The organism is Roseateles sp. Mitsp63, from assembly GCF_059491535.1.
In genome coordinates this window covers 939,301-956,721 of the sequence record NZ_CP168509.1, presented here as the reverse complement: position 1 = coordinate 956,721, position 17,421 = coordinate 939,301, and the positions used below count along the sequence as shown (strand labels likewise).

The following is a 17,421-nucleotide window of genomic DNA, read 5'->3' as shown; positions in this document are numbered from 1 at the left end:
CGGCGGATCAGTGGATGGGAAGCTCCCGGTCCTGCGGCTCCGGCACCTTCAGGGCCGGCGCGGCGTCGTGGACGTGGAAGCGCTTGTGCGGGTCGTAGGGGAAGACGTCCTCGACATGGCCCGCCAGGATGCGCTCCTTGTGGGTCTGCCAGAACGCCGGATCGAGCAGGTCGGCGTGATGCGCCAGGAAGACGTCGCGCACGCCCGGATGGCCGAGCAGGAAAGGGCCGAAGGTCTCGGGGAACACGTCCAGCCGGTTGACCGGATACCAGACCTCGCCGGACAGCTCCTCCTCCTCGTTGCGCGGCGCGGGCACCTTGCGGAAATTGCAGTCGGTGAGGTATTCGATCTCGTCGTAGTCGTAGAACACGACCTTGCCGTGGCGCGTCACGCCGAAGTTCTTCCACAGCATGTCGCCCGGGAAGATGTTGGCCGCCACCAGGTCCTTGATCGCGTTGCCGTACTCCACCACCGCATGCGCCAGCTGCGCCGGCGACGCCTCCTGCAGGTAGATGTTGAGCGGCACCATGCGGCGCTCGATGTACAGGTGCTTGATGACCAGGTCCTCGCCGGTCTCCTCCAGCAGCGACGGGCAGAAGTGCCGGAGCTCGGCCACCAGCTCGTCCTCGAAGCGGTGGCGCGGGAAGGCCACGCGCGTGTACTCCAGCGTGTCGGCCATGCGTCCGACCCGGTCGTGCTGCTTGACCAGCAGGTACTTGGACTGGATCTGCTCGCGCGTCGTGTCCTTCTGCGGCGGGTAGAAGTCCTTGATGACCTTGAAGACGAAGGGATACGACGGCAGGTCGAAGACCAGCATCACCATGCCCTTGATGCCGGGCGCGATGCGGAACTTGTCGCTGCTGTGGCGGAGATGGTTGAGGAAGTCGCGGTAGAAGAGGTTCTTGCCCTGCTTCTGCAGCCCCAGCGCCGAGTAGATCTCCGAGCGCGGCTTGCGCGGCATCAGCGAGCGCAGGAACTGCACGTAGGCGCTCGGGACCTCCATGTCCACGAGGAAGTAGGCGCGCGCGAAGCTGAACAGCATCTGCAGCTCGTCCTCGCCGAACAGCGCCGCGTCGATGTAGAGCCGGCGCCGCGCCGGCGAGGCGTGGACCTCGCCGCCGGCGTGCTCCTTGTGCAGGATGGGCAGCGCGAACGGCGTCTCGGTGAAGCCGTTGATGACCTTGCCGACGATGTAGGCGCCCTTGTTGCGGAAGAACAGCGAGGACAGCACCTGCACCTGGAAGTTGGTGCGCCAGCGGAAGGCGCCCAGCTGCTCGCCCATCGCCCGCAGCACCAGGTCGATGTCGCGCTCCAGGTCCTCGAACTCCGCCGCCAGCTGGAAGTTCCACACGATGCGCAGGAAGGTGTCGCGCAGCGTGTCCTGCGAGGGGTAGTAGCAGCGGTAGGTCGACTGCGCGCCGGGCTGGTCGTTCTCGATGTACTCGGTCGAGATCGCCGGGCGGACGAAGATGAATTCGTTGTGGAAGTAGCTGTGGTGCAGGATGCGCGTGGTGACCGAGTTGAAGAAGGTCTCCGCGAGCTCGGGCCGCAGGTGCTTGGTCAGCAGCCCGATGTAGTGCAGCTTGACCTGCTGCCAGACCTCGGTCGGCAGCGCGCTGGTGGCGTAGCGCTCCTCCAGCAGCGCCACGGCCTCGTCGACGCGCAGGTCGTAGAACTCGATGCGCTCGCGCTGCGCGCGCTGCTGGCCATGCCAGTCCGCCTGCTCGAAGCGCTGCTTGGCGGTCGCCGAGGCGGCGCGGAAGAGCCGGTAATGCTTGTCGAAGCCCTCGAGCATCGTCTGCGCGATCTCGAACGCGCGCGGATCGGTGAGCTCGTGGGGAAACATGGCCGCGCTCATTCCGCGCCCGGGCTCAGCGGCCCATGGCCGCCTCGTAGCGGCGGTGCAGCGCCTCCAGCGCGCGGCGGTAGGCGGGGCCGACGTCCTCCGGCCCGGAGGCGGTGACGCTCAGGTCCTTCAGCAAGCCGTTGTGCAGGCCGTAGACCCAGCCATGCACGGCCACCGACTGGCCGCGCGCCCAGGCGTCCTGGACCACCGTCGTCTGGCAGGCGTTGCGGGCCTGCTCCAGCACGTTGAGCTCGCACAGCGCGTTGACGCGCTGGTCGGGGCTCAACTGGTCCAGCCATTCCTGATGATGGTTGCGCACGTCCTGCACATGGCGCAGCCAGTTGTCGACCAGGCCGACGCGCAGGTCTTCCAGCGCGGCGCGCACGCCGCCGCAGTTGCTGTGGCCGACGATGATGATGTGCCGCACCTGCAGTTGGTCGACCGCGAACTGCATGACCGACAGGCAGTTCAGGTCGGAGTGCACCACGACGTTGGCGACGTTGCGGTGCACGAAGAGCTCGCCCGGCAGCAGCCCGACCAGCTCGTTGGCCGGCACGCGGCTGTCGGCGCAGCCGATCCACAGGTACTGCGGTGTCTGCTGCTTCAGCAGGCGGGAGAAGAAACCGGGGCTGCGCTCCTCGGTCTCGGTGGCCCAGCGCTGGTTGTTGCCCAGCAACCCGTCGATGTGGTCGTTCGTGCTCATGGGGCGGGATTGTCGCGGTTGCGCGGCGTCGGCGGATGTCCGAACCGCGAAGGCCTCACATCGTTTCGGCGAAGAGCTCGCGGCCGATCAGCATGCGTCGGATCTCGGACGTGCCCGCGCCGATTTCGTAGAGCTTCGCGTCACGCCACAGACGGCCCAGCGGATATTCATTGATATAGCCGTTGCCGCCGAAGATCTGGATGCCCTCGCCAGCCATCCAGGTGGCCTTCTCGGCGCACCACAGGATGACGGAGGCGCAGTCCTTGCGGACCTGGCGCACGTGCGATCCATCGAGCGCGTCGAGGTTCTTGCCCACCGTGTAGCAGAACGCGCGCGCGGCCTGCAGCACCGTGTACATGTCGGCGACCTTGCCCTGGATCAGCTGGAACTCGCCGATGGACTGGCCGAACTGCTTGCGGTCGTGGATGTACGGGACGACGTTGTCCATCACCGACTGCATGATGCCGATCGGCCCGGCGGCCAGCACGGCGCGCTCGTAGTCCAGGCCCGACATCAGCACCTTGGTGCCGCCGCCGACCTGGCCCAGCACATTCTCCGCAGGAACCTCGACGTCCTGGAACACCAGTTCGCCGGTGTGGCTGCCGCGCATACCGAGCTTGTCCAGCTTCTGCGCGATCGAGAAGCCCTTCATGCCCTTCTCGATCAGGAAGGCGGTCATGCCGCGGGCGCCGAGTTCGGGCTCGGTCTTGGCGTAGACGACCAGCGTGTCCGCGTCGGGACCGTTGGTGATCCACATCTTGGTGCCGTTCAGGACGTAGTAGCCGCCCTTGTCCTGCGCGCGCAGCTTCATCGACACGACGTCGGAGCCGGCGCCCGGCTCGCTCATCGCCAACGCGCCGACGTGCTCGCCGCTGATCAGCTTGGGCAGGTATTTCTTCTTCTGCGCGTCGCTGCCGTTGCGCTTGATCTGGTTGACGCACAGGTTGCTGTGCGCGCCATAGCTCAGGCCCACCGAGGCGCTGGCGCGGCTGATCTCCTCCATCGCCACCATGTGGGCCACGTAGCCCATCGCGGCGCCGCCGTATTCCTCGGGCACCGTGATGCCCAGGACGCCCAGGTCGCCCATCTTGCGCCACAGGTCCATCGGGAACTGGTCGCTGCGGTCGATCTCGGCCGCGCGGGGAGCGATTTCGGCTTGGGCGAACTCGCGCACCGCGTCGCGCAGCGCGTCGATGTCCTCGCCGAGTTGGAAGTTCAGACCGGGCAGGTTCATGGGCTTGTCTCCTCGACCACCTCCGCGCGCCGCCCGGGACCGGACGCCGCGCTGGGCAATTCGTACTTACGTTTACGTAAACGTCAATTGTAGAGCAGGTCCGTACCGTTTCGGCTATTGCATCAATGCGTCAGGTTCAGTCCCGGTGGCAGCCGGAGGCGAATCAGGCGCGCTCGTCGTCCTCGAGGTCCTCGTCCTGGTCCTCGCCGGCGCCCTCTTCCTCGCCCGCGGCGTACGCATCGCGCGTCCCGCGCTTGCTCTCCACCCGGCGGGCTTCCTTCTCCGCCTCCTTGGCCGCTTCAGCGGCCTCGGCCGCGGCGGTCCACTCGGCGAATTCGTCCGGCGTCTCCAGCGTGATGCGCCCCAGCTGCCCCTGGCGCAGGTCGTACAGCAGGATCTCGGCCGCCTTCTGCAGGTTGATCCGCCCGCCCGACAGCACCGCGCCGCGCCGCTTGCCGATCAGCGCGAGCACCTCGCCATCCAGCAGCGACGCGTCCGGCTCCAGCTGATACCGGCTTTTGAGCGCCTGCGGATAGTGCAGGCGCAGATAGCCCAGCAGATCCAGCGCGACCACCTCTTCCTCGAACGCGTTGCGACCCACCGCGCCACTGGCGGCGAGGTTGATGCCCGCCTCCGGGACCCGGATCTTGGGCCACAACATGCCCGGCGTGTCGAACAGGTAGACGCCCTTGTCGAGCAGGATCTTCTGCTCGATCTTGGTGATGCCCGGCTCGTCGCCCGTGGCGGCGGCGCGCTTGCCCACGAGGGTGTTGATCAGCGTCGACTTGCCCACGTTGGGAATGCCGCAGATCAGCACCCGCAGCGGCTTGTCCAGCCCGCCCCGCGTCGGCGCCAGCGCGCGACACTCCGCCGCCATCAGCTTCGCCAGTCCCGGCTGCCCCTGATGGATCGCCACCGCCCGCGTATCAGGCTGCGCGCGATAGAACGCCAGCCACTCGGCCGTGCGCGCCGGGTCAGCCAGGTCCTGCTTGTTGAGCAGCTTCAGCGCCGGACGGCCCTGCGTCAGTTGCGCGATCAGCGGATTGGCACTGCTCGCGGGCACGCGGGCATCGAGCATCTCGATGACCACGTCGATCCCGCTCTTCATGCGCTCGCGGATCGCGCCCCGGGTCTTGTGCATGTGCCCGGGAAACCATTGAATCGCCATGGGGCGGGATTGTCGGTGATCGCGAGGGGGGTTTTCCACCTGCGGCGGCGGAGCGCTTGGCCGCCAGGGCATGAGGCCCCGGCGGCAAGCGCCGAAACCTCACGCCCTGCCGTCCCCGAACAACCGAGGACCGACCTCAGTCCGAGGCCCGCGCGGGGCGGAGCTCCATGATCGTCAGCTGTCCCTGCACCGACTCGATGCGGACCTCGACCTTGTCGCCCGCCTTCATCGCGGACAGCTGCCCGGCGCTCAGCGCGCCGGCGCGCAGCTTGAACGCCATCGTCATGCCCGGCATGTCGAGATGCCGGATGTCGCCATGCTTGAGCGTCAGCTTCTGCTGCGGCACGTCAACGCGGCGGACCTCGGCGGCAATCCAGTCCTGCGCGGAAGGCGCCGTGGCATCGGCCTTCGCCGGCTGTCCGTGATCTTCGTGCGAGTGCTCCTGCGCGCGCGCGGGCAGGCCCGTGAAGATGGCGGCGAAAGCGACGGCGTGGATGAGAGAGCGGGCAATGCGGTTCATGGGGGTGTCCTTGTTCAATGGCCTTGATGTCCGTGCCCATCGGGCTTGCGGACGCGCAGGGGTTCGGGGGCGGGGGCAGGCGTGGCCGCCTTCGATGCTTTCGGTGCGGTGGGTGCAGTGGGGGCGGTGGGCGCGCCCTCGGGCGCGGCGACGCGGCGGGCGACCGTGCCGGCCGGGGCGGCGAACCAGCCCGGATCGCTGTAGTCGCCCGGCTTCTGGTCCTTGCGGACCTTGAGCACGCTGAACATGCCGCCCATCTCGAGCGGCCCGTGCGGGCCCTGTCCGCCCATCATCGGCGCGGTGTTCTCGGGCAACGGCATCTCCATCTCGCCCATGTCGGCCATGCCGCGCTCACCCATCGCCATGTAGTCCGGAATGACCTTGTTGATGCGCGACGCGAGCCCGCGGTGATCGACGCCGATCAGCGTGTCGACCTCATGCCCCATCGCGTTCATCGTGTGATGGCTCTTGTGGCAATGGATCGCCCAGTCGCCGGGCTCGTCGGCGATGAACTCGACCTGCCGCATCTGCCCGACCGCGACGTCGGTGGTGACCTCGGGCCAGCGCGCCGCCTTCGGCACCGGCCCGCCGTCGGTGCCGGTGACCTCGAACTCATGCCCGTGCAGATGGATCGGGTGATTCGTCATCGTGAGGTTGCCGACGCGGATCCGCACGCGGTCGCCCTGGCGCACGTTGAGCGTGTCGATGCCCGGGAAGACGCGGCTGTTCCAGGCCCAGAGGTTGAAGTCGGTCATCGTCATCGTGCGCGGCGTGTAGCTGCCGGGATCGATGTCGAAGCTCGAGAGCAGGAAGCAGAAGTCGCGCTGCACCTCGGCGATGTTCGGGTGCCGGCCCTTCGGATGCGTGACCCAGAAGCCCATCATGCCCATGGCCATCTGCGTCATCTCGTCCGCGTGCGGGTGGTACATGAAGGTGCCGGGCCGGCGCGCGACGAACTCGTAGACGAAGGTCTCGCCCGGCTTGATCGCCGGCTGCGTGAGGCCGGACACGCCGTCCATGCCGTTGGGCAGGCGCTGGCCGTGCCAGTGGACGCTGGTGTGCTCGGGCAGCCGGTTGGTGACGTAGATGCGGACGCGGTCGCCTTCGACGACCTCGATGGTGGGACCGGGCGACTGGCCGTTGTAGCCCCACAGGTGGGCGGTGCAGCCGGGCGCGAGCTCGCGCAGGACCGGCTCGGCGACGAGGTGGAACTCCTTGACGCCGTCGCGCATGCGCCAGGGCAGCGTCCAGCCGTTGAGCGTGACGACCGGGTTGTAGGGCCGGCCATCGGGAGGCGACAGCGGCGGCGCGGTGTCGGCGTTGTCGCGCTGGACGGGCTCGGGCAGCGCCGCCATCGCGGCGCGCGAGACGCTGCTCGCGTTGACCGCGCCAGCCGCGCCGAGCGCCGCGCCAGCCGCGACCTGCGCGAAGAGGTGTCGTCGGGAAATCATGGGCAATCCTTTCAAGGCCGCGCTCAATGCGCGGCGCCGCCGGCGGCTTCGGGCGAGGCGGCGGCGGTCGATGAAACGGGGGAAGCGGCGGCGGGGCCGGACTCGCGCAGCGGGCCGAGCAGGCTCTGCGAGAGCGCCGATTCGGCGAGCCAGTAGTCGCGCTGCGCGTCGAGCGCCGCGGACACGGCGCGGGCCTGGACCCGCGCGTCGGCGAGCAGCTCCATCACGCCGACCAGCATGCCGTTGTAGCGCAGCAGGGTCTCGTCCGAGACCTGCCTGGCCAGCGGCAGCAGCTCGTCGTGATGGCGGCGCGCGATGCGCCATGCGGCCTCGGCCTGGGCGCGGGCGACGCGGACCTCGGAGCGCGCGTCGATCGCGACCTGCGCGGCGCGCTCCAGCGACTGGCCATAGGCCTCGCGCGCGCCGGCGACGCGCGCCTGGCCCCAGTCGAACAGCGGCAGCTCGACGCTGAGGTCGACGCCGCGCTGGGTCGGCTCCTCGTTGCTGCTGTTGCGCTGCACGCCAAGCTGCAGCACGTTGATGCGCCCGGTCTGGCGCGTCAGGCCCAGCTGCGCGGCGAGCTGCCCAGACTCGCGCTTCGCGGCCAGGATGTCGAGACGCTGCGCGACCGCCTGGCGCTCGAGGTCCTCCGCGGCGCGGAATCCGGCCGGCACGTCCGGCAGCCGCTCGGGCAGCTTCAGCGCGGCGACGTCGTCGCCCCACAGGCCGATCGCGCGGATCAGCGCCTCGCGATCGCGCACGGCGGCGAGCCGCGCCTGCTCCATCGCGAGCTGGGCCTCGGCGAGCATGGCGCGCTCGCGCGCCAGCCGCAGGGCGCTGACATTGCCCGCCTGGCGCATCCGCGCGGCGAGCTCGGCGCCCGCCGCGGCGGAATCGAGCACGGTCTGCGCATGCTTCAACTGCTCCTGCGACGCGACGGCCTGCACCCAGCCGCGGCGCGCCTGGCCGGCGACGTCGAGCAGCTGTTGCGCGACGCGCGCCTGCTCGCGTTCGAGCGCGCGCGCGCCGGCCTCCTGGCGAGCGCCCCGGCCCAGCAGGGCGAGCAGGTTGAACTCGAGGCCGCGTTCGATCTCGCGTTCGTCACCGCGGACCAGGCGGCCGATGTTCAGCACCGGATTGGGCCAGAGCAGCGTCTGCACGCGCTCGGCCTCCGCCATGCCCAGGCCGCGCAGCCCGGCCTGGAGACCGCGATGGTTCAGCAGCGCGAGCTGCACCGCGCCCTGCGCGTCGAGCGGCTGCGCGAGCAAGGCCTCGGAGCGCGCGCGGGCCGCGGCGCGCTGGCCGTCATCGCGCTGCAGCGGCAGGTCGGCGCCGAGCCAGTCACGGCTCTGCTGCTGGACCGGCGCGGCGGCCTGCTCCGGCGACATGGAGGCGCAAGCCGACAGCGTCAGCGCGAGCAGCAGCGGCGCGGCCGCCCGCCCGGATTTCTTCAAGGGGGACATGGCGGCTCCTCAGTGCGAGTGGTGGCCGGCAGCCGGCGCCGAGGCCGGGGCCGAGGCCGCGCGCTCACGGGCAAGCGCGCGCCACCCGCCGGCTTCCAGGACGCGGCGGTTGGCCGCGCGCCAGTCACCGACGCCGGGATCGGCGACGGCGGCACTGGACGGCTGGGCGGGCGCGGGCGGGACTGACGCTCGGGAACTCAGGCGCGCGTCGGCGGGATCCGGCGGCGCGGCGGCGATCGCGCCGCTGCCCGCCATCAGGACGAGCGCGAGCGCGGAGATGAATCGAGAAGACATGGCTTCCTCGCGAAGGAACGGGATGGGCGCCGAGGCGCCGCGCTCAGGCGCGGACGCGGGTCGGCACGAACGGCGCTTCGTCGGGGACGAGCGCGCCGGCGTTCAGGCGAGGAAGGCTTTGGGGGGCCGCTCGAGCGGCTGGGGGGACTGCGCCGGCGCGCCAAGGGCGCCGAGCGAGGGCGCGGCGTCGCGCAGGTCCTGCGCGGCGACGGTCAGCGGCGTGATGGGCATCGCGGCGCCCAGGCAGCACTGCAGGCAGATGCCGCAGTGGTGGTGATCCTGAGGAGCTGGATTGCCGCCGTCGTCATGCGGCGAAGCGTGGTCCATCGACATCGCGCCTGGGTCCATGCCGGCCATGTCCATCGCGGCCATGTCCTGGCAGTCGCTGGGCATCGTCATCACGGCCGAGGCCGGGTGCGGCGACATCAGCGCCATGCCGATCCCCATCGTCGCCGCCAGCGCGCCCTGCAGCGGCAGGGTCAGGCTGAGCAACGCGAGCACCAGCCAGCGGCTCCAGAGGAGCCGGCGCGGCGTGGACGCGGTGGGGCGGGACATGGGGACGGAGTGTAGGTCAGACCAGCGCCGCGAAGGCGTCCCGCGTGAGGTTCTCCGGCGCGCCGGATTCGCGGCATGCGACATCGTCCTCGATGCGCACGCCGCCAAAGGCGCTCAGGTGCTTCACCAGCGACCAGTCGACGCTGGCGGCCGCCGGCGTGGCCCGCAGCCTGTCGAGCAGCATCGGGATGAAGTACAGGCCCGGCTCGATCGTGACCACCATGCCGGGCTGCAGCACGCGCGTCAGGCGCAGGTAGGGATGGCCGTCGGGCCTGGCGATCGTGCCGCCATCCTCGCCGGCCATGAAGCCGCCGATGTCGTGGACCTGCAGGCCCAGCAGATGGCCGATGCCGTGCGGCAGGAAGGTCGAGGTCACGCCCTGCGCGAGCATCGCCTCCTCGTCCATCCTCACCAGGCCCAGCTGACGCAGCACGCCGGCGATCTCGCGGTGCGAGGCCAGGTGGATGTCGCGGTAGTCGACGCCCGCCCGCACCTGATCGACCAGGCGCAGCTGCGCCGCGTCCATCGCGTCGATCAGCGCCTGGAAGGCGGCGTCGCCATTGCCGGTCGTGCGCGTGATGTCCGAGGCATAGCCGCAGCTGTGCGCGCCCGCGTCGACCAGCAGCGACAGCGACTGCGCCGGCGCCCGTTCGTCCTGGTACTGGTAATGCAGCACCGCCGCGTGCTCGTTCAGCGCGACGATGTTGCCGTAGGGCAGATCGCGCTCGGCCAAGCCGCAGGACTCGAGGTAGGCGCGATGGATGCCCGCCTCCGACAGCCCGTCGCGGAACGCGCGCTGCGTGGCCAGGTGGGCCTTCGCGCCCAGCGCCGAGGCCTGGCGCAGGCGCAGCAGCTCATAGCCGGTCTTGACCGCGCGGGCATGGTGCAGCGGGTTCAGCACCTCGGGCGGGTTGTTCGGGATGATGTCGCCCAGCGCCGCGTCGGCCTCGCCGACGATGGCCAGGTTGCCCGGCAGCTGCAGATAGGGCAGCGCCTCTTCCGCCTTGCGCACGACGATCAGCTCGAAATGCTCGACCCAGAAGCCGCTGGGCGCCTCGGGCGGCACATGCCAGTAGTCCTCCGGCTGGACATAGACCAGGCGCGGCTTGTGGCCGGGGCGGATCACCAGCCAGCTGTCCGGATGGCGGATCAGCGGCACCCACAGCTTGAAGTGGGGATTGGGCTGGAACACGTAGGGCCGGTCGTCGAGGAAGGCGAACTTCTCGATGCCCGACGCGATCAGCAGCGCATCGAAGCCGCCGCGCCGCAGCGCGTGCTCGGTGCGGCGCTGCTGCTCCGCCAGGTGGGCCGTGTACAGGGTGTGGAGGGCGTGCGGATCGGCGGCGTTCATGCGCGGGGATTCTCCCAGACGACCCCCATCTCGGTCAGCATCGCGTCCAGCCGCACGTCGTTCGGCTGGGCGGTGAGCGTCGGTTGGAAGCCGTGGCTGAAGCCCACGCCCACCACCACCGGCCGCGGCTGGATCTGCGCGATGGTGCGCAGCATGAAGCCGCCGCCATAACCCATCCGGATCCCGCCCGGCCCGTAGCCCAGGCAGGGCAGCAGCAGCAGTTGCGGGTCGAAGGACTCGGTGTCCTTGGGCTTGGTGATGCCGGTCGCATCCTCTTCCATCGGGCAGCCGGGGTACCAGACGTGGAAGCGCAGGCGCTTTTCCTCGCGATCGACGACCGGCAGCCCGATGCGCCGGTTGGCGTCGACCTCGCTCCAGCGGAACAGCGCCGGCAGCGGATCGAATTCGCCCTTGATCGGCCAGTAGGCCGCGATGCGCAGCTCCTTGCGCCCGACCAGCCAGACGCGCAGCACGCTCTGCACGATGTCGGCCAGCTCGAGCCGGCCCGGCAGGTCCAGCCGTTCGCGGATCAGGCGCTCGCGCAGCGCCTGGCGGTCTTCGGAGATCGGCAGCTTGTCGTTCGGATCCATCCGGTCCTTTCGCGTCGCCCAGCGGGACCGACGGGCCCCGGGAGCGGCGATTGTGGCCGCGCCGCGAACGCGGCGCTAGAGTCGCCGCCATGACACGAGGCACCACCACGACAGGAACCGTCCGCCGCGCCACCGGCGCGGGCAGCGACTTCGCCAATCACTGCATGGAGCTGCTCGCGCCGCTGGGGCCGGTGCTGGCGCGGCGGATGTTCGGGGGATTCGGGCTGTACGTGGACGGCCTGTTCATGGCCATCATCAGCCGCGACGAGCTCTATCTGAAGGCGGACGCGGCCAGTCAGGCGCGCTTTGCCGACGCCGGCTGCGAGCCCTTCCGGTACTCGAAGCCCGGGAAGGACGGCCAGCAGGAGGTCGCCACCGTGAATTACTTCCGGCCGCCGGAGGAGACGCTGGAGTCGCCCGCGCTGATGCTGCCCTGGGGCCGTCTGGCGATGGAGGCGGCCTTGCGTTCCGCGAACGCGAAACCCAAGGCCAGCACCGCGAAGAAGAGGGCCGGCACCACCGCCGAGCCCAGCACGGAGAAGAAGGTGAAGCCGGTCAAGGCCGCGGCTCCGGTCAAGCGTTCGCCAGGCGCTGGCCGAACAGGCCGAACGAAGGCCGGCGGCTGACGCGGGGATGCCGGGTCGCGCAGGCCTGCGGCGGCACCAGCAGCTGGAAGCGCGCGGTGGGCCAGGCTTCGACGACGAGCTGGGCGCCGCTGTCGACTTCCAGCGTCTCGCCGGCGGACAGCCAGAAATCCTGCGCCGGCAGCGCCAAGTCGCCGCGCTGGGTCACCCAGACCCGGCCCTCGAGCACGTGCAGTTCGCGCCGGCCCGGGCCGATCGGCAGGCTCATCGCCTCGCCCTCGGACAACGCCCACGCGGCGTCGTCGCGGCTGACCTGGATTGATGACTTTTGCATGACGTTCATGATCGGCTCCCAGTCCAGCGGGCGGTCCGCGCACTTGCGGCCTTCCTTCGTGGACATGGTGCAATCCTAGGGTTGACCCGCAGTCCGGTCCAATGAGTGTTCAGGCGTCGATTGATACCATTCACGCATGAATCCCATCCGCCACCGCCCGCTCGCCGTCGGTCCGCTGCGCGCCTTCGAGGCGGTCGCCCGCCGGCTGAGCTTCAGCGCCGCGGCGGAGGAGCTCTTCCTGACCCAGCCGGCAGTCAGCCGTCAGATCCGGGCGCTGGAGCAGGAGCTCGGCGCGACGCTGTTCCTGCGGGGCACGCGCCATGTGGAACTGGCGCCGGATGGGAAGCTGCTGCTGTCGGTGGTGGAACCGATGCTGGAGCGGCTCGATGGGATGGTGCGCCAGATCCGCTCGACGCGCGGCCGGCGGGTGGTCAACGTGACGACCTTCGCCTCGTTCGCGTCGCTGTGGCTGATTCCGCGGCTGGAGGCCTTCCACCGCGAGCATCCGGACATGGACATCCGCGTGTCGGCGCTGGATCAGCTGGTCGAGATGGACGACAGCGAGTTCGACCTCGCGCTGCGCTACGCCGCGCCGAACCGCGTGGCGCCGACGGCGCAGCGCATGTTCGGCGAGATGCTGACGCCGGTGGTGAATCCGTGGGTGGCGGCGCAGGCCAGGGACGGCCAGGCGCCGCCGCTGAGCCAGGCGAGCGACCTGAGGCAGTACACGCTGGCCGAGGAGGACGACCAGCGGCCCAGCGGCATCTTCCTGAGCTGGCGGCGCTGGCTGTCGCTGCACGGCGCGCCGGAGCTGCAGCCGCGGCGCTGGATGTATCTGAACTTCACGTACCAGCAGATCCAGGCGGCGGTGTCGGGGCAGGCGGTGGCCCTGGCGCGGCTGCCGCTGGTCTATGAGGCGCTGGAGCGCGGGGAACTGGTCGAGCCCTTCGGGCTGGAAGGGCGCACGGACTGTCCGACGGTGTACTGGCTGGTGCTGTCGCCACAGGGGCGGGCGCGGCCGGAGGTGGTGGAGTTCGCGCAGTGGATCGCCGAGCAGGCGGCGCTCACGCGGCGCGCCATCGGCGAGCCGGATCCGCCGGTGGATGAGCGCTCGGGCTGAGCCGGCGGGCTGCAGTACTTCGACGGCCGCTGGCCCTCACCCCTCCCGCCCGCACTTGCCTTGCGCAAGAACTCCCTCGCCCCCCGCGAGGGGGAGAGGGCAGGGGAGAGGGGGTGCTTCGAAGGGCAGCGGCGCTGTGGCACGAGCCCCCTCTCCCCTCCCTCTCCCCGCAGGGGCGAGGGGGTTTACTACGACGTCCGGCTCTTACTCCCTCGCCCGCTTGCGGGAGAGAGGGGTGAGGGCCGGCGGCCGTCCGCCACGCTCAAGGCGCGACGAGCTCGCGCTCCGTCAACACCACGGTCATCGCCTGGTCGTGCGGCTGGACTTCGAAGGCCGCCTCGCAGCAGCTCCACGCCAGCCCGATCGTGGTGACGCCGGGATGCGCCTCCAGCCAGCGGTCGAAGTACCCTCCGCCGTACCCCAGCCGGAAACCCTCCCGCGTGTAGCCCAGGCAAGGCACCAGCAGCACCTCCGGCACCAGCACCGGACCGGTCGCGCTGGGGATGCCGCACTCATCCTTCTCCGCCGGCTCCCGTCCATCCCAGCGCCGGAACTCCATCGACGCCGGCCCGCGGTCCCCGGCCCTGCGCGCGAATGGCAGCGCGAGTTGCATCTCCCCCCCGAGCTTGTGCGTCGCGGCCCAGGCCGCTGCGTTAAATTCCCCTTCCAGCGGCCAGTACAGGCCGAGGGTCAGCGGCTCGAGCTGGCGCAGCAGCGGAAGCAGCTGCTCGCCCAGCTTGTCGGCGGCGAGACGCGCCTCGGCACCGGCCCACCATTCGCGGCGGCGCGCCAGCAAGGCGCGCCGCAATTCGCTCCGCTCATGGGGCCAGGTCTTGCCGGACGTGCCGGCGGCCTCGGGGGCCATGGGAGAGTCACTCATCGCAGTTCGGCATGAAGTTCGCTCGGATCACTGTAACCGCCCTCTCCGCCGCACCCCTGGCCGCAGCCCTGGCCGCACCCTTGGCCGCCCTCACCGCCCTGGGCGCCCTCGCCCTGCTGCCGGCCGCCCCCGCCGCCGCGCAGCCGGTCACGGCCTTCAACGTCGTCCCCAACCCGCCGCCGCCGCTGCCCGACCTGGTGACCGACGCCCGCGAGGCCTGGCGCGTCCGCGATCGCGCCAAGCTCGCCGCGATGCGGCAGGCGGCCTTCGACCAGCAGCATCCGCTCGCGCCCTGGTTCGACTACTGGGAGCTGAACGCGCGCCTGTCCGACGCCCAGCAGCCCGAGATCAACGCGTTCTACGCGCGCTGGCCCGGCGCCTATGTCGAGGACCGGCTGCGCAACGACTGGCTCCTGGAACTCGGCCACCGCCGCGACTGGGCCAATTTCCGGCGCGACCTGGCCGGCTACAAGATGCAGGACGACCGCGAGGTCGTCTGCTACACGCTGCTCGCCGACCCGCCCAAACGCGACCTGCGCGAGACCGCCCGCGCCGCCTGGTTCGCGCAGCGCGACGCCGACGAGGGCTGCAACATGCTGGCCACCACGCTGCACGAGAACGGCGAATTCAAGGACGCCGACGTGTGGCGCAAGCTGCGCCTGGTGGTCGAGACCAACAAGCCGCGCGCGGTGAAGCAGGCCGGCGCGCTGCTGGGCAAGCCCGAGCAGGACGCGCTCGCCGAGCTGATGGACAAGCCGGAGCGTTATCTGAGCAAGAAGGCCGGCGCGTCGCCGCGCGCGAAGGCCGAGCTGACGATGCTGGCGCTGATGCGCCTGATGGCGACCGACTTCGACAAGTCGGAGGACGATGTGCGTCGCTGGGCGCCGAAGCTGCCCAATGACCTGTCGGCGTGGCTGTGGGCCCAGTACGGCCGGCAGGCCGCGCTGCGGCTCAAGGACGAGGCCAACGAGCACTTCGACCGCGCGCTGAAGCTGCAGGCCCGGCTGGGCGGTCCGCTCGAGTGGAGCGACGAGACGGTCGGCTGGATCGCGCGCGCCGCGCTGCGCGGCGACGCCGGCGCGCCCAGACCCGAACAGCTGATGGCCGCGATCGCGCTGATGAAGCCGGCGGACCAGAAGGACATCACCTGGCAGTACTGGCGCGCCAAGGCCCAGCAGCAGCTGGCGCCGTCCGGCCCGGGCGGCGACGCCCAGCGCCGCGAGGCGCAGGAGACGCTGCGCGCGATCGCCTCGCCGCTGAGCTTCTACGGCAAGCTGGCGGCGGACGAACTCAAGCTGCGCCTGCCGCTGCCGCCGACGCCGGCCGAGCTGACCGCCCAGGAACGCGCTGCCGCCCTGGCCCTGCCCGGCATCCAGCGCGCGATGCAGCTGCTGGCCGTCGGCCTGCGCGGCGAGGGCCAGCGCGAATGGAACTTCACGCTGCGCGGCCTGTCCGACCGCGAGCTGCTGGCCGTCGCCCAGGCCGCCTGCGAGCGCGAACTCTGGGAGCGCTGCATCCAGACCAGCGAGCGCACCAAGGTCGAGGTCGACCTGGCCCAGCGCTTCCCGATGCCCTACCGCGCCGATGTCTTCAAGCAGGCGACCGCCGTCGGCCTGGACCCGGCCTATGTCTACGGGCTGATCCGGCAGGAGTCGCGCTTCATGATGGATGCGCGCTCGCACGTCGGCGCCGGCGGCCTGATGCAGGTGATGCCGGCCACCGCCAAGTGGACGGCGAAGAAGCTGGGCGTCGAGTTCCGGCCCGACATGCTGCACGACCGCGACACCAACCTGCGCCTGGGCACCGGCTACCTGAAGCTGGTGATGGACAGCTTCGACGGCTCGCAGGCGATGGCCGCGGCGGCCTACAACGCCGGGCCGAACCGGCCGCGCCGCTGGCGCGAGGGCCCGCAGCTCGACGCCGCCGTCTGGACCGAGAACATCCCCATCTGGGAGACCCGCGACTACGTGCGCAAGGTGCTGTCCAACGCGACGATCTACGCGCAGCTGATGGGCCGCGAGGGCGGCACGCTGCTGCGCGACCGCCTCGGCCGCGTCATCGGACCGGCGGCCGCGTCGGCGCCGGACATCCCCGCCAACGGGGGCAACTGATCCCCCGGCGCCGCGCCCCCTTGCCCCTCGAATTCCCCAAAACAGAGAGACTCCGCATGCAGCTGATCGTCGGCAACAAGAACTACTCGTCCTGGTCGATGCGCCCGTGGGTGCTGATGAAGGCGCTGGGCATTCCCTTCCAGGAACGCGTCGTCCGCTTCGACTTCACGCCCGATTCAGCCTTCTACCGCGAGGTCGGCGCCGTGACGCCGACCGGCAAGGTGCCGGTGCTGGTGGACGAGGGCTTCGCGGTGTGGGATTCGCTGGCCATCGTCGAGTACCTGGCCGAGCGCTTCCCCGATGCCGGCGTCTGGCCGCGCGACGCGCGCCAGCGGGCCCGCGCTCGCAGCCTGTGCGCGGAGATGCACAGCGGCTTCGGCCAGATGCGCGGCCTGTGCGTGATGAACATCGACGCCGACCTGCGCACCGTGGGACCGCGCCTGCTGGCGCGGGAGCCCGGCCTGCGCAAGGACCTCGACCGCGTCGCCGAGCTCTGGACCGAGGCGCTGGCGCAGAGCGGCGGTCCCTTCCTGTTTGGCGCCTTCGGCGCGGCGGATGCGTTCTTCGCGCCGGTCGTGATGCGGGTGACGCGCTACGGGCTGCCCCTGCCGGAAGCGCTGCAAGGCTATGTCCAGCGCGTCCAGGCCGCCCCGGGCGTGCGCGAGTGGATCGCCGACGCCATCGCGGAGAAGGATTTCCTGGATTTCGAGGAGCCCTATCGCGACGTCAGCGGTCCGGAGCCGGTGCTCACCTTCGCGGGCTGAACCGGAGGCTGAATCGGAGGCTGAATCGGAGGCTGAATCGCGGGGCTGAAAGAAGAACCGCTTCCGGCCGCCTGTGCGGGCAGGCAGCGGGAAGCGGCGAGGTGGACCGTCGGGACCGGGTTCAGTGGTCGCGGCGGCGGCGGACCAGGAAGCCGACGGCCAGCAAGCCGCCCAGCATCATGGCCTGGGTCTGGGACTCGGACGCGAAGGAAGGGATCACGGCATCCATGCCTTCCTGCTCGTTGACATCCGGCAGCTGGGCGGCGGCCGCCCGGCTCTGCTGGACAAAACTCGTTTCAGCCGCGACGTGAAGCTGGGGAGCTTCCGGCGCCGGCAGTTCCTGCGCCTGGGCGGCGAGACCAATTCCGCCCAACAGGAAGAACAGAACAGACTTCATTCATAAACTCCCACTGCGCCAACCTGCCTGACTACAACGTCTCTCTCGGTAGCTGG

General features: G+C 70.4%; 18 protein-coding genes. 4 read left to right on the top strand and 14 right to left on the bottom strand.

Going from position 1 to position 17,421, the window contains the following annotated elements; translation table 11 throughout:
* Positions 1-7: 7 nt before the first annotated feature.
* The 11 genes from aceK to ACEN96_RS04025 all read right to left on the bottom strand — a co-directional run bounded on the left by aceK (position 8) and on the right by ACEN96_RS04025 (position 11,175).
* Positions 8-1,846, bottom strand: a complete 1,839-nt coding sequence (gene aceK / locus ACEN96_RS04075; RefSeq protein WP_495586772.1) for a bifunctional isocitrate dehydrogenase kinase/phosphatase — start codon at positions 1,844-1,846, stop codon at positions 8-10.
* Positions 1,847-1,871: 25 nt separating this feature from the next.
* Positions 1,872-2,549 (bottom strand): carbonate dehydratase, encoded by a 678-nt coding sequence (gene can, locus ACEN96_RS04070; protein WP_495586771.1) that lies wholly within the window; start codon positions 2,547-2,549, stop codon positions 1,872-1,874.
* A 55-nt stretch (positions 2,550-2,604) separates the two neighbouring features.
* Positions 2,605-3,783, bottom strand: coding sequence for an isovaleryl-CoA dehydrogenase (locus tag ACEN96_RS04065; RefSeq protein WP_495586770.1), 1,179 nt, complete (start codon positions 3,781-3,783; stop codon positions 2,605-2,607).
* Between the two features lie 163 nt (positions 3,784-3,946).
* Positions 3,947-4,951 (bottom strand): ribosome biogenesis GTPase YlqF, encoded by a 1,005-nt coding sequence (gene ylqF, locus ACEN96_RS04060; protein ID WP_495586769.1) that lies wholly within the window; start codon positions 4,949-4,951, stop codon positions 3,947-3,949.
* 136 nt (positions 4,952-5,087) lie between these two features.
* Positions 5,088-5,471 (bottom strand): copper-binding protein, encoded by a 384-nt coding sequence (locus tag ACEN96_RS04055; protein ID WP_495586768.1) that lies wholly within the window; start codon positions 5,469-5,471, stop codon positions 5,088-5,090.
* Between the two features lie 14 nt (positions 5,472-5,485).
* A complete protein-coding gene (locus tag ACEN96_RS04050; RefSeq protein ID WP_495586767.1) occupies positions 5,486-6,922 on the bottom strand; it encodes a multicopper oxidase family protein in 1,437 nt (478 codons plus the stop codon).
* A 23-nt stretch (positions 6,923-6,945) separates the two neighbouring features.
* Entirely contained in the window at positions 6,946-8,385 is a 1,440-nt protein-coding gene (locus ACEN96_RS04045; protein WP_495586766.1) for a TolC family protein, read from the bottom strand.
* 9 nt (positions 8,386-8,394) lie between these two features.
* Positions 8,395-8,679 carry a hypothetical protein gene (locus ACEN96_RS04040; RefSeq protein WP_495586765.1) on the bottom strand — a complete coding sequence of 95 codons (285 nt, stop codon included), beginning with the start codon at positions 8,677-8,679 and terminating at the stop codon, positions 8,395-8,397.
* 102 nt (positions 8,680-8,781) lie between these two features.
* Positions 8,782-9,234: a hypothetical protein gene (locus ACEN96_RS04035; protein WP_495586764.1), complete on the bottom strand. Its 453-nt coding sequence runs from the start codon at positions 9,232-9,234 to the stop codon at positions 8,782-8,784.
* Positions 9,235-9,250: 16 nt separating this feature from the next.
* A complete protein-coding gene (pepQ, locus tag ACEN96_RS04030) occupies positions 9,251-10,585 on the bottom strand; it encodes a Xaa-Pro dipeptidase (RefSeq protein ID WP_495586763.1) in 1,335 nt (444 codons plus the stop codon).
* The gene (locus ACEN96_RS04025) at positions 10,582-11,175 is read right to left on the bottom strand and encodes a 5-formyltetrahydrofolate cyclo-ligase (RefSeq protein ID WP_495586762.1); all 594 of its coding nucleotides are present in this window, start codon (positions 11,173-11,175) and stop codon (positions 10,582-10,584) included. Before ACEN96_RS04025 ends, pepQ begins: the two co-directional genes overlap by 4 nt.
* A gap of 89 nt (positions 11,176-11,264) precedes the next feature.
* On the opposite strand from ACEN96_RS04025, the gene ACEN96_RS04020 reads away from it, so the two are divergent.
* Entirely contained in the window at positions 11,265-11,801 is a 537-nt protein-coding gene (locus ACEN96_RS04020; RefSeq protein WP_495586761.1) for a TfoX/Sxy family protein, read from the top strand.
* Here ACEN96_RS04020 and ACEN96_RS04015 read toward each other — a convergent pair.
* Complete coding sequence (locus tag ACEN96_RS04015) at positions 11,749-12,159, bottom strand: DUF2917 domain-containing protein (protein WP_495586760.1); 411 nt, start codon at positions 12,157-12,159, stop codon at positions 11,749-11,751. The two genes, ACEN96_RS04020 and ACEN96_RS04015, sit on opposite strands and share 53 nt — an antisense overlap.
* Positions 12,160-12,229: 70 nt before the next feature.
* Here ACEN96_RS04015 and ACEN96_RS04010 point away from each other — a divergent pair, with 70 nt between their 5' ends.
* Complete coding sequence (locus tag ACEN96_RS04010; RefSeq protein ID WP_495586759.1) at positions 12,230-13,213, top strand: LysR family transcriptional regulator; 984 nt, start codon at positions 12,230-12,232, stop codon at positions 13,211-13,213.
* Positions 13,214-13,475: 262 nt separating this feature from the next.
* On the opposite strand, the gene ACEN96_RS04005 is transcribed toward ACEN96_RS04010, so the two are convergent.
* On the bottom strand, positions 13,476-14,093 hold the full coding sequence (locus ACEN96_RS04005) for a 5-formyltetrahydrofolate cyclo-ligase (RefSeq protein ID WP_495586758.1): 618 nt from the start codon (positions 14,091-14,093) through the stop codon (positions 13,476-13,478).
* A gap of 80 nt (positions 14,094-14,173) precedes the next feature.
* Between ACEN96_RS04005 and ACEN96_RS04000 the strand changes: the two genes are divergently transcribed.
* Positions 14,174-16,204 carry a lytic transglycosylase domain-containing protein gene (locus ACEN96_RS04000; RefSeq protein WP_495586757.1) on the top strand — a complete coding sequence of 677 codons (2,031 nt, stop codon included), beginning with the start codon at positions 14,174-14,176 and terminating at the stop codon, positions 16,202-16,204.
* A gap of 56 nt (positions 16,205-16,260) precedes the next feature.
* On the top strand, positions 16,261-16,968 hold the full coding sequence (locus ACEN96_RS03995; protein ID WP_495586756.1) for a glutathione S-transferase N-terminal domain-containing protein: 708 nt from the start codon (positions 16,261-16,263) through the stop codon (positions 16,966-16,968).
* Positions 16,969-17,089: 121 nt separating this feature from the next.
* Here ACEN96_RS03995 and ACEN96_RS03990 read toward each other — a convergent pair whose 3' ends face one another.
* On the bottom strand, positions 17,090-17,365 hold the full coding sequence (locus ACEN96_RS03990) for a hypothetical protein (protein WP_495586755.1): 276 nt from the start codon (positions 17,363-17,365) through the stop codon (positions 17,090-17,092).
* Positions 17,366-17,421 lie beyond the last annotated feature (56 nt).

Bases quoted from the DNA above. Each gene is read 5' to 3' on its own strand.
- aceK (WP_495586772.1), bottom strand. From the start codon at position 1,846: ATGTTTCCCCACGAGCTCACCGATCCGCGCGCGTTCGAGATCGCGCAG.
- can (WP_495586771.1), bottom strand. From the start codon at position 2,549: ATGAGCACGAACGACCACATCGACGGGTTGCTGGGCAACAACCAGCGC.
- ACEN96_RS04065 (WP_495586770.1), bottom strand. From the start codon at position 3,783: ATGAACCTGCCCGGTCTGAACTTCCAACTCGGCGAGGACATCGACGCG.
- ylqF (WP_495586769.1), bottom strand. From the start codon at position 4,951: ATGGCGATTCAATGGTTTCCCGGGCACATGCACAAGACCCGGGGCGCG.
- ACEN96_RS04055 (WP_495586768.1), bottom strand. From the start codon at position 5,471: ATGAACCGCATTGCCCGCTCTCTCATCCACGCCGTCGCTTTCGCCGCC.
- ACEN96_RS04050 (WP_495586767.1), bottom strand. From the start codon at position 6,922: ATGATTTCCCGACGACACCTCTTCGCGCAGGTCGCGGCTGGCGCGGCG.
- ACEN96_RS04045 (WP_495586766.1), bottom strand. From the start codon at position 8,385: ATGTCCCCCTTGAAGAAATCCGGGCGGGCGGCCGCGCCGCTGCTGCTC.
- ACEN96_RS04040 (WP_495586765.1), bottom strand. From the start codon at position 8,679: ATGTCTTCTCGATTCATCTCCGCGCTCGCGCTCGTCCTGATGGCGGGC.
- ACEN96_RS04035 (WP_495586764.1), bottom strand. From the start codon at position 9,234: ATGTCCCGCCCCACCGCGTCCACGCCGCGCCGGCTCCTCTGGAGCCGC.
- pepQ (WP_495586763.1), bottom strand. From the start codon at position 10,585: ATGAACGCCGCCGATCCGCACGCCCTCCACACCCTGTACACGGCCCAC.
- ACEN96_RS04025 (WP_495586762.1), bottom strand. From the start codon at position 11,175: ATGGATCCGAACGACAAGCTGCCGATCTCCGAAGACCGCCAGGCGCTG.
- ACEN96_RS04020 (WP_495586761.1), top strand. From the start codon at position 11,265: ATGACACGAGGCACCACCACGACAGGAACCGTCCGCCGCGCCACCGGC.
- ACEN96_RS04015 (WP_495586760.1), bottom strand. From the start codon at position 12,159: ATGTCCACGAAGGAAGGCCGCAAGTGCGCGGACCGCCCGCTGGACTGG.
- ACEN96_RS04010 (WP_495586759.1), top strand. From the start codon at position 12,230: ATGAATCCCATCCGCCACCGCCCGCTCGCCGTCGGTCCGCTGCGCGCC.
- ACEN96_RS04005 (WP_495586758.1), bottom strand. From the start codon at position 14,093: ATGAGTGACTCTCCCATGGCCCCCGAGGCCGCCGGCACGTCCGGCAAG.
- ACEN96_RS03995 (WP_495586756.1), top strand. From the start codon at position 16,261: ATGCAGCTGATCGTCGGCAACAAGAACTACTCGTCCTGGTCGATGCGC.
- ACEN96_RS03990 (WP_495586755.1), bottom strand. From the start codon at position 17,365: ATGAAGTCTGTTCTGTTCTTCCTGTTGGGCGGAATTGGTCTCGCCGCC.